This is a genomic window from Rhodococcus chondri (assembly GCF_036327435.1).
In the GTDB taxonomy this organism is placed as follows: domain Bacteria; phylum Actinomycetota; class Actinomycetes; order Mycobacteriales; family Mycobacteriaceae; genus Rhodococcus; species Rhodococcus chondri.
The window spans coordinates 1-9,912 of record NZ_JAUZMZ010000167.1 but is presented as its reverse complement, the minus strand read 5'-3'; the positions used below and the strand labels follow the sequence as shown (position 1 = coordinate 9,912).

Annotated in this window: 10 protein-coding genes; 3 read left to right on the top strand and 7 right to left on the bottom strand. The window is 65.7% G+C overall.

What is annotated here, in order from left to right; all coding sequences use genetic code 11:
- The 3 genes from Q8814_RS21435 to Q8814_RS21425 all read left to right on the top strand — a co-directional run.
- Positions 1-658: ABC transporter substrate-binding protein (locus Q8814_RS21435; protein ID WP_330154004.1), on the top strand; the 658-nt coding region annotated here is incomplete at its 5' end.
- A gap of 51 nt (positions 659-709) precedes the next feature.
- Positions 710-1,162, top strand: coding sequence for an HtaA domain-containing protein (locus Q8814_RS21430; RefSeq protein ID WP_330154003.1), 453 nt, complete (start codon positions 710-712; stop codon positions 1,160-1,162).
- A 20-nt stretch (positions 1,163-1,182) separates the two neighbouring features.
- Entirely contained in the window at positions 1,183-1,659 is a 477-nt protein-coding gene (locus Q8814_RS21425) for an NUDIX hydrolase (RefSeq protein WP_330154002.1), read from the top strand.
- Positions 1,660-1,686: 27 nt separating this feature from the next.
- Here the strand turns inward: Q8814_RS21425 and nrdF are convergent, their stop codons facing one another.
- The 7 genes from nrdF to Q8814_RS21390 form a co-directional block, all read right to left on the bottom strand.
- Complete coding sequence (gene nrdF / locus Q8814_RS21420; RefSeq protein ID WP_330154001.1) at positions 1,687-2,694, bottom strand: class 1b ribonucleoside-diphosphate reductase subunit beta; 1,008 nt, start codon at positions 2,692-2,694, stop codon at positions 1,687-1,689.
- Between the two features lie 52 nt (positions 2,695-2,746).
- Positions 2,747-4,828, bottom strand: coding sequence for a class 1b ribonucleoside-diphosphate reductase subunit alpha (gene nrdE, locus Q8814_RS21415; protein WP_330154005.1), 2,082 nt, complete (start codon positions 4,826-4,828; stop codon positions 2,747-2,749).
- A 178-nt stretch (positions 4,829-5,006) separates the two neighbouring features.
- Entirely contained in the window at positions 5,007-5,459 is a 453-nt protein-coding gene (gene nrdI, locus Q8814_RS21410) for a class Ib ribonucleoside-diphosphate reductase assembly flavoprotein NrdI (protein ID WP_330154000.1), read from the bottom strand.
- Between the two features lie 89 nt (positions 5,460-5,548).
- Positions 5,549-5,779 carry a redoxin NrdH gene (locus Q8814_RS21405; RefSeq protein ID WP_330153999.1) on the bottom strand — a complete coding sequence of 77 codons (231 nt, stop codon included), beginning with the start codon at positions 5,777-5,779 and terminating at the stop codon, positions 5,549-5,551.
- 315 nt (positions 5,780-6,094) lie between these two features.
- A complete protein-coding gene (locus Q8814_RS21400) occupies positions 6,095-8,185 on the bottom strand; it encodes a xanthine dehydrogenase family protein molybdopterin-binding subunit (protein WP_330153998.1) in 2,091 nt (696 codons plus the stop codon).
- Positions 8,182-9,183, bottom strand: coding sequence for an FAD binding domain-containing protein (locus tag Q8814_RS21395; protein WP_330153997.1), 1,002 nt, complete (start codon positions 9,181-9,183; stop codon positions 8,182-8,184). Before Q8814_RS21395 ends, Q8814_RS21400 begins: the two co-directional genes overlap by 4 nt.
- Positions 9,180-9,761 (bottom strand): (2Fe-2S)-binding protein, encoded by a 582-nt coding sequence (locus Q8814_RS21390; RefSeq protein WP_330153996.1) that lies wholly within the window; start codon positions 9,759-9,761, stop codon positions 9,180-9,182. The genes Q8814_RS21395 and Q8814_RS21390 overlap by 4 nt, the downstream gene beginning before the upstream one ends.
- Positions 9,762-9,912: the final 151 nt, after the last annotated feature.

The following is a 9,912-nucleotide window of genomic DNA, read 5'->3' as shown; positions in this document are numbered from 1 at the left end:
GCCCGTCATCGGACCGTCCGGCACCCCCGACCTCGGCGCCGTCGAGCAGGCTCGCCCCGACCTGATTCTGGGTACCGCTGTCGACGAAGCGCTCTACGAGTCGCTGTCGGGTGTCGCGCCGACCGTTGTCGTCGGATCCGATCCGGTGTTCTGGCGCCAGCAGTTCGTCCGGGTGGGCGAAGCACTCGGCCGCACCGGCGCCGCGCAACGCGCTCTCGACGAGTACTCCGCTCAGGCTCGCGACCTCGGCCGCGAACTCGTGGCGTGGCAGACGCAGGCCTCGCTCGTGCGGTTCACCGCCGACGGACCCGAGATCGAGGGGACGACATCGTTCGCCGGTCAGGTCCTCGCCGATGTGGGCGCGGCCCGTCCCCCGGCTCAGCGATTCGGTGTGGTCGACGGGCGGACCGCGAAACCGATCGACACCGAGAACCCGGTCGCAGCCGACGGCGATGTGATCTTCGTCCGATTCGAAGGTGTGGACGGACTCGAGCGAGGCACCGAGTATATGAACAGCGATGCATGGCTCGACCTCGGCGCGGTCGCCGACGGCCGGCTGTTCTCCACGGCGGACGATGTGTGGTCGACGCCCGGACCGGTCGCCGCCCGCGCGATCCTGACAGATTTGAGGCACACACTGAATGGCTATTCGAACTGACCTCGGGCGTCACCGCTCCCTGCCGTCAGGTCGAGCCACGACGCCCACCTGGTGTGGGGATTCGCTCCCGGCTACACCGATCTCGTTACCGATGTCACCCAGGGATCGGTGGTGGGCAGCAACGGTGCCACCGTCGATGCGGACGGGTCGCTGACATTCGAACATGTGGGGACGCAAATCGATTCGGCGACAGGACTCGGCCGGATCGAGTACCGCGGCACTGTGGTCTCGTTCACGCGTTTCCATCTGCTCGAGATCGCCCTCGCCGACCCGTGGATCGAGTTCGCCCCCCACGGGACGTATCTCACCGCCGAATCGTCGACGGGAGATCAGGTCGGTACCGACTCGATGGATCGCATCACCGTCGCGCGGCTCGACACCGGAGCCGACCCGGGCAGGCGGCAATGGGACGACGTCCCGGCACAGTTCTCCGCGCCTCTGCGGCCGACCGTGTTGTTGCCGTACTCCGGGCAGAACGCCGCCCCGGTGTCCTTCCGATACTGACCGTCCGATAGGGAGACACCATGCCCGTTCCCGAATTCGTCGCACGACTCCGCGCCCACGTCGGTACCACTCCCCTGTGGCTCTCCGGCGTGAGCGCGGTCGTGTTCGACGACGACGGTCGCGTCCTGCTCACCCGTCGCGCCGACAACGGCAAGTGGGCCGTGGTCTCGGGCATCCTCGAACCCGGCGAGCAACCTGCCGTCGCGGCGGTGCGGGAAGTGTTCGAGGAGACCGCTGTCGAGGCAGAGGTGATGCGATTGAGCAGCGTCGACGTCAGCGAACAGATCACCTATCCCAACGGCGATGTCGCGCAGTACCTCGACGTGTGCTTCGTGATGCGCGCGACCGGTGGAACAGCCCGCGTCGCCGACGACGAGAACCTCGAGGTCTCGTGGTTCGGCCCCGACGAACTGCCCGTGCTGCTCACTGCGACGTCGGCACTACGCCTCGAGAAGGCTCTGGAGAACCGTCCCGAGGCGTGGTTCCGCCGGCCCTGACCGCGTGGGAACCAGAAGTCCCAGTCCTCAGAAGTCCCAGTCCTCGTCTTCCGTGACGACAGCCTTGCCGATGACGTACGAACTGCCCGAGCCCGAGAAGAAGTCGTGGTTCTCGTCGGCGTTCGGCGACAGCGCCGACAGGATCGCCGGGTTGACATCCGCCTCGTCCTTGGGGAACAGCGCCTCGTAACCGAGGTTCATCAGTGCCTTGTTCGCGTTGTAACGCAGGAACTTCTTGACGTCCTCGGTCAGCCCTGCCTCGTCGTACAGGTCTGCGGTGTAGTGGGTTTCGTTGTCGTACAGCTCGAGCAGCAGATCGAAGACCCACTCCTTGAGCTCGTCGCGCTCGGCCTGGGTGACCTTCTCGAGGCCCTTCTGGTACTTGTAGCCGATGTAGTAGCCGTGCACCGCTTCGTCGCGGATGATCAGGCGGATCATGTCGGCGGTGTTGGTGAGCTTGGCACGCGACGACCAGTACATGGGCAGGTAGAAGCCCGAATAGAACAGGAAAGACTCGAGCAGCGTCGACGCCGCCTTGCGCTTGAGCGGGTTGTCGCCCTTGTAGTAGTCGAGAATGATCTGCGCCTTGCGCTGGAGGTTCTGGTTCTCCTCGGACCACCGGAACGCCTCGTCGATCTCCCGCGTCGAGCACAGCGTCGAGAAGATGTTCGAGTACGACTTCGCGTGCACCGACTCCATGAAGGCGATGTTGGTGAGCACCGCTTCCTCGTGCGGCGTGACCGCATCGGGAATCAGCGACACCGCACCGACCGTGCCCTGGATCGTGTCGAGCAGCGTCAGGCCCGTGAAGACCCGCATCGTGAGTTCCTGCTCGTACGCGGTGAGCGTGCCCCACGACGGAATGTCGTTGGACACCGGTACCTTCTCGGGCAGCCAGAAGTTGCCGGTGAGGCGGTCCCACACCTCGGCGTCCTTCTCGTCGGGGACGCGATTCCAGTTGATCGCGGACACCCTGTCGACAAGTTTGATGCGTGTGCCGTCCGCGGGGGTGTGCGCGTGCGGTGCTGCGGTCATCGGTTACCTACCTGATTGATGTTCGTGTGCAACGGGTCTCGGGGAAGTCGGATCACAGCATGCAGGAGACGCAATTTTCCACCTCGGTGCCCTCCAGCGCCATCTGCCGCAGACGGATGTAGTACAGCGTCTTGATACCCTTGCGCCACGCGTAGATCTGCGCCTTGTTGATGTCGCGGGTGGTTGCGGTGTCCTTGAAGAACAGCGTCAGCGACAGGCCCTGATCGACGTGCTGGGTGGCGGCCGCGTAGGTGTCGACGATCTTCTCGAACCCGATCTCGTACGCGTCCTGGAAGTACTCCAGGTTGTCGTTCGTCATGTAGGGCGCCGGGTAGTAGACGCGACCGATCTTGCCTTCCTTGCGGATTTCGATCTTCGACGCAACCGGGTGGATGGAGCTGGTGGAGTTGTTGATGTACGAGATCGACCCGGTGGGCGGCACCGCCTGGAGGTTCTGGTTGTAGATGCCGTGTTCCTGCACCGATGCCTTCAGGTCGCGCCAGTCGTCGCGGGTCGGGATGGCCACGCCTGCATCGGCGAACAGCTGGCGGACCCGATCGGTCTCCGGCTCCCACACCTGTTCGGTGTACTTGTCGAAGAACTCACCCGACGCGTACTTCGATTCCGGGAAGCCCTTGAAGTAGGCGCCGCGTTCGATCGCGAGCCGGTTCGACGCGCGCAGCGCGTGGTACAGCACCGTGTAGAAGTAGATGTTCGTGAAGTCGATGCCCTCGCTGGATCCGTAGAAGATCCGCTCACGCGCGAGGTAACCGTGCAGGTTCATCTGCCCGAGGCCGATGGCGTGGGAATCGTTGTTGCCCTGCTCGATCGACGGCACCGAGTTGATGTGCGTCTGGTCGGAGACCGCGGTCAGCCCGCGGATCGCGACCTCGATGGACTGCGCGAAGTCCGGCGACTCCATCGTCTTGGCGATGTTGAGCGATCCGAGGTTGCACGAGATGTCTTTGCCCACATGACTGTAGGACAGGTCGTCATTGTACGTCGACGGTGTCGAGACCTGCAGGATCTCCGAGCACAGGTTCGAGTGGGTGATCTTGCCGGCGATGGGGTTCGCCCGGTTCACGGTGTCCTCGAACATGATGTACGGGTAGCCGGATTCGAACTGGAGCTCGGCAACCGTCTGGAAGAACTCGCGCGCCTTGATCTTCGTCTTACGGATGCGCTTGTCGTCGACCATCTCGTAATACTTCTCGGAGACATCGATGTCGGCGAACGGCACGCCGTAGATGCGCTCGACGTCGTACGGCGAGAACAGGTACATGTCCTCGTTCTTCTTCGCCAGCTCGAAAGTGATGTCCGGAATCACGACACCGAGCGAGAGCGTCTTGATACGGATCTTCTCGTCGGCGTTCTCGCGCTTGGTGTCGAGGAACCGGTAGATGTCGGGGTGGTGGGCGTGCAGGTAGACCGCGCCCGCGCCCTGCCTCGCCCCGAGCTGGTTGGCGTACGAGAAGGAGTCCTCGAGCAGCTTCATGATGGGGATGACGCCGGAGGACTGGTTCTCGATCTTCTTGATCGGCGCGCCGTGCTCCCGGATGTTGGTGAGCAGCAAGGCGACTCCGCCACCGCGCTTGGACAGCTGCAGGGCGGAGTTGATGGCGCGTCCGATGGACTCCATGTTGTCCTCGATGCGCAACAGGAAGCACGACACGGGCTCGCCGCGCTGCTTCTTGCCGGAGTTGAGGAACGTGGGGGTGGCCGGCTGGAAACGACCGGAGATGATCTCGTCGACGAGGTGCGTCGCAAGGATCTCGTCGCCGTCGGCGAGGGTCAGTGCCACCATGCACACCCGGTCTTCGAAGCGCTCGAGGTAGCGCTTGCCGTCGAACGTCTTGAGTGTGTACGAGGTGTAGTACTTGAACGCCCCGAGGAAGGTCGGGAACCGGAACTTCTTCGAATAAGCATGCTGGAACAGCTGTTTGACGAACGGCCGCGAGTACTTGTCCAGCACCTCGGACTCGTAGTAGTTCTCCTCGACGAGGTAGTCGAGTTTCTCGTCGAGGTTGTGGAAGAAGACGGTGTTCTGGTTGACGTGCTGCAGGAAGTACTGGCGTGCAGCCGCCACATCCTTGTCGAACTGGATCTCACCGTTCGGCCCGTACAGGTTCAACATCGCGTTGAGCGCGTGGTAGTCGAGGCCCTTGAGGGACTCGTCGAGCTTCACGCTCGTCGTGGGTGCGGGATCGGTAATGGTCACAGTGCTACCCCTACTTCTCGAAAGGTGTGGAGATCGGCGCGGCGCCGCGGTGCGGTCGCGCGGTAATCGAAACGACAGGTCCGGCCTGCCCACGTCAAGCCTCTTGCAGAGCGTTCTCCCAGAACCCGGCCAGGCCGTCGCGGACACGCTCGACGTCGTCGGCCGTCCCCATCAGCTCGAACCGGTACAGATACGGAACCCGGCACTTACTCGAGACGATGTCGCCCGCGGAACAGAACGATTCGCCGAAGTTGGTGTTGCCCGCGGCGATGACACCGCGGATCAGGCCCCTGTTGTGTTCGTTGTTGAGGAACCGGATGACTTGCTTGGGCACGAAACTCGTGTCGCGACCGGTGACGGTGGTACCACCGCCGTAGGTGGGCACGATCAACACATACGGATCGTGGACTACGAACGTTCCCTCACGGTCGTGCAGCGGAATCCGGACGGCCGGAAGCCCCAGCTTCTGCACGAACCGGTGGGTGTTCTCGGATGCGCTGGAGAAGTACACCAGCGACGTTCCCGAACTCGGCCCCTGCGAGGTCATCGGTACTCACCATCTTTTCGATCGATTGCGAAGACCGGCCTGTGGCCGCCGCCGCCGCACTGCTGCGGCGATCCGGCGATCCGCAGAGGTCAGGCAGCGACCGCGAGGGCCTTGATGCGGTCGGGGCGGAACCCGGACCAGTGGTCTTCGCCGGCGACGACGACGGGCGCCTGGAGGTACCCCAGCGCCATGACGTAGTCGCGGGCCTCGGGGTTCTCGGTGATGTCGACGACGGTGTAATCGATACCGGCCTTGTCGAGGGCCCGGTAGGTGGCATTGCACTGGACGCAAGCAGGCTTGGTGTAGACGGTGATGTTCATGAGTGCCCCTTTTTCACGCGGCCGTGGGCGGCCTGACGACTGACTGCTGCGACGCTCGAATGCCCATCGAACCCGTCCGATCCCACTTCCCCGAGAGACCGGTGACGCTTGGACCTTCCAGCGGTCTAGACACTACACCTTGTGTCCGACGGATACCTACAACCCAGGATCTTGTGAGTTACATCGTTGATATTCCCAGGTCGCCTCCTTCCCGGACAGCCGTTTCGGCGTGTCTCGTGAGGTCCGTCGCCCCTGTCCACGGACACAGTGTGACGCGACCCACCGACACCTCTCGGTGGGCCGCGTCACGAAGGGCTACGGCAGCGCCGGCAGCAATTCCTCGAGCCGGACCGGCAGGTTCCTCACCCGCACCCCGGTCGCGTGCCAGACCGCATTGACGACAGCGGCCGCGCTGCCCACGATCCCGATCTCCCCCACCCCACGGGAGCCCATGGGTGTGGCCCGGACATCCGCCTCGTCGAGCCACGCGGCGTCGACGTCGCGGATGTCGGCGTGGGTCGGAACGTGGTACTCGGCGAGATCGTGATTGACCACATGACCGAGGCGGGTGTCGCGGATACTCTCCTCGAACAGTGCCATCGAGATGCCGAAGCACATCCCGCCGATGAACTGGGATCGTGCCGTGCGCGGATTGATCACCTGCCCCACCGAGAACATGCCGAACATTCTCGGAACACGGATCTCCCCGGTGTCGGTATCGACGTGCACCTCGGCGAAGTGGGCGCCGAACGACTGGGCACGGTAGTGCTCGAGTTCCTTGTTCTCCCCTGCGGTCGCGGCGGCCTCCGCGCCGGGATCCGGATTGTCGCCGAACCGCTTACGAAACTCCTCCGCGGCGGCGACGATCGCGGTACCCCACGACGAGGTGCCCGACGACCCACCGGCGACGGTCCCGTTCGGCAGCGCAGAATCACCGATTTCGAGGTGGACGTCCTCGGCCCGGCACCCGAGCGCATCGGCCGCGATGAGGGTCAGGGCGGTCCACGCGCCCGTCCCCAGATCGGTGGCCCCGATACGGACGGTGAACCGTCCCGCACCCTTGTGCCGGATGACGGCTTCCGAACCGGGGTTGACCATGTGGGGGTAGGTCGCCACCGCGACACCGGTACCCGTCAGCCACCGCCCGTGACGACGCAGCGCAGGTTCACGATCGTCGGGATCCCACCCGAACCGGGCGGCGCCGTCACGCAGGCACTCGACGAGACGCCGCGACGACCAGGGCCGGCCGGATTCGGGATCGGCATCCGGTTCGTTGCGGATCCGCAGTTCGATCGGGTCGATTCCGCACGCCGCCGCGAGTTCGTCCATCGCCACCTCACCGGCGAACATGCCGGGCGCCTCACCGGGAGCGCGCATCCAGAACGGCGCCGGCACATCGAGAGTCACCGCGCGATGCGTCGTGCGCAGGTTCGGCACGTCGTACAGCGTGCGCGACGACACCGCCGCCTGCTCGACGAATTCCGTGACATGCGACGACTGCGTGTACGCCTCGTGCACGAGTCCGGTCAGGTTTCCGGCGCGGTCGGCGGCCAGGCGCACCCGCGACACGGTCGGTGCACGGTAGCCGGTGTAGCCGAACATGTCCTGACGCGAGACCGCGAACTTCACGGCGCGCCCCGGAACTGCGCGGGCTGCCAGTGCTGCCAGCACGTCGTGGGCGTGCGGTCCGCCCTTCGAGCCGAACCCTCCGCCGATGTACGGGCAGACCACCCGCATCCGTGCGGGTTCGAGCCCGAGCACCGGGGCGAGGGCCTCGACGACGCCGTGCGGGTGCTGGGTCGAGTCGTAGAGGGTGAGTTCGTCGTCGGACCAGAGCGCGACCACGGTGTGGGGTTCGAGAGGATTGTTGTGTTCCTCGGGAGTGGAGTACCACTGGTCCACGACGACATCTGCTGCGGCGAACGCCGCGTCGGTGTCGCCGCGCGAGGTGTCGGGCGGGTATCCACCGTTGACCTTTTCCGGTGTGTATGCGCCCGGGTGGTCGTGCCGGAAGTCGACGTCGTGGGGTTCGGCGGTGTACGAGGCGGTGAGCAGGTCACACGCCTCCCGCGCAGCCTCGGGCGATTCGGCGACCACAGCGCCTACGATCTGGCCCCGGTACGCAATGTCGGGGTTCTGCAGCACCACGTACTCCCCCTCGGCTTCCGAGGTCAACCGCGGCGCGTTCCACGGGGTGAGCACGGCGAGGACCCCGGGCACGGTTTCGGCCGCTGCGGTGTCGAGGCGGTCGATGCGGCCGCGCGCGATCGTCGAGACGAAGGGCACCAGGTAGGCGGGGTGCGGTACCGGATGCTCGTACGCATACGGTGCGGTCCCGGCGACCTTGCGTGGCCCGTCCACTCGCGCGGTGGAGGTTCCGATGGCACGAGTCTCGATGGGTGTCATCGGGATTCACCTCGTTCGTTGCGTTCGGCCAGGTCGCGCAGGACTGCGACGAGGGTGCGTCGCAGCAGCGGGAGCTTGAAGGCGTTGCCGTCGAGTGGACGCGCATCGGCCAGTTCGGCATCGGCGGCATCGGCGAACAGCGCGTCCGAGGGTGCCTTCCCGAGCAGCGTCTCCTCGGCGCTGTGCGCGCGCCACGGTTTGTGGGCCACGCCGCCGAACGCGATGCGGCACTCGGTGATCGTGTCGTCCGCGACGGTGAGTTCGGCCGCGACCGATACGAGGGCGAACGCGTACGCGGCGCGGTCGCGCACCTTCCGGTAGGCGGAGGTTTCGCCCTGCGGCGGTGGGATATGCACACCCACGATGAGCTGGTCGCGTGCGAGCGTGGTGTCGCGTTCCGGTGTGCCGTCGGGCAGCCGGTAGAGCTGCTCGAGGGGAACGGTTTCCTCGCCGGCCGGTCCGAGCACTAACGCTTCGGCGTCGAGCGCGAGCAACGCGACGGCCATGTCCGACGGGTGCGTCGCCACGCAGGCGTCGGAGGCGCCGAGGACCGCGTGGTAGCGGGTGTAACCGCCGAGGGCCGAGCAGCCGCTGCCCGGCTCACGCTTGTTGCACGGCGTGGTGACATCGCGGAAGTACACGCATCGGGTGCGCTGGAGCAGGTTGCCGCCGGTGGTTGCGGTGTTGCGGATCTGCGGTGACGCGCCGGCGAGCAGGGCCCGGGCGAGCATCGGGTAGCGGCTCCGGATCGCCGGGTGTGCGCCGAGGTCGCTGTTGCGGACATTGGCGCCGACGCGCACACCTCCGTCTGCGGTGTCGTCGATGTCGTCGAGGGGCAGGTGCGAGATGTCGACGAGCATGTCGGGTGCGGCGACGCCGAGTTTGAGGTGGTCGACGAGGTTGGTTCCGCCGGCGAGGAAGACCGCTCCCGGATTGTCGTGGACGACGGCGACCGCGGACCGGGGATCTGCAGGGCGTTCGTAGCGGAACGGCCTCATCGCAGCTGCCCTTCGGACGTGCGCTGTTCGTCGACAACACGGCGGATCGCGGCGACGATGTTGGGATACGCCGCGCAGCGGCACAGGTTGCCGCTCATCCGTTCACGGATCTCGTCGTCGTCGAGGATCGGCCGGGTGCCGAGGTCCTCGGTGACATGGCTGGCGTGTCCGCGCGAGACCTCGTCGAGCATGCCGACCGCCGAGCAGATCTGCCCGGGAGTGCAATAGCCACACTGGAAGGCGTCTTCCTCGATGAATCGTCGCTGGAGTGGGTGCGGTTCGCCCTCGACCGAGCCGATAACGTCCGCGCCGTCTGCCAATCCCGCCGCGGTCACGATGTCGGCGCCGTCGTAGGCCACTGCCAGGGCAAGGCATGTCACGGCGCGCCGACCGTCGAGAAGCACGGTGCACGAACCACATTGGCCGTGGTCGCATCCCTTCTTCGGTGACGTGACCCCGAGCCGGTCGCGCAGCGCGTCGAGAAGTGTCGTCCGCACATCGATCGTGCAGCGGTGCTCGGTACCGTCCACCGTCAGCGTGACGGTGAGGTCGTCGGATGCGGCGGTCTCGGATGGCATGTGGGTTCCTCCGAACGCTGGGCTGTGTTCGGAGGCATTCCCGATCTGCGCCCGGCCCAATCACGGCCCGGCCGGACGCGTGGTGGGTCCGTACGCGTGAAGGCCCCGCTCCGCCGGGAGGCGGAGTCGGGGCCTTCACGCGGCGACGGTG

Coding starts and splice junctions, on each gene's coding strand:
- nrdE (WP_330154005.1), bottom strand. CDS start 4,828: ATGTTGAACCTGTACGGGCCGAACGGTGAGATCCAGTTCGACAAGGAT.
- nrdF (WP_330154001.1), bottom strand. CDS start 2,694: ATGACCGCAGCACCGCACGCGCACACCCCCGCGGACGGCACACGCATC.
- nrdI (WP_330154000.1), bottom strand. CDS start 5,459: ATGACCTCGCAGGGGCCGAGTTCGGGAACGTCGCTGGTGTACTTCTCC.
- Q8814_RS21390 (WP_330153996.1), bottom strand. CDS start 9,761: ATGCCATCCGAGACCGCCGCATCCGACGACCTCACCGTCACGCTGACG.
- Q8814_RS21405 (WP_330153999.1), bottom strand. CDS start 5,779: ATGAACATCACCGTCTACACCAAGCCTGCTTGCGTCCAGTGCAATGCC.
- Q8814_RS21400 (WP_330153998.1), bottom strand. CDS start 8,185: ATGACACCCATCGAGACTCGTGCCATCGGAACCTCCACCGCGCGAGTG.
- Q8814_RS21395 (WP_330153997.1), bottom strand. CDS start 9,183: ATGAGGCCGTTCCGCTACGAACGCCCTGCAGATCCCCGGTCCGCGGTC.
- Q8814_RS21425 (WP_330154002.1), top strand. CDS start 1,183: ATGCCCGTTCCCGAATTCGTCGCACGACTCCGCGCCCACGTCGGTACC.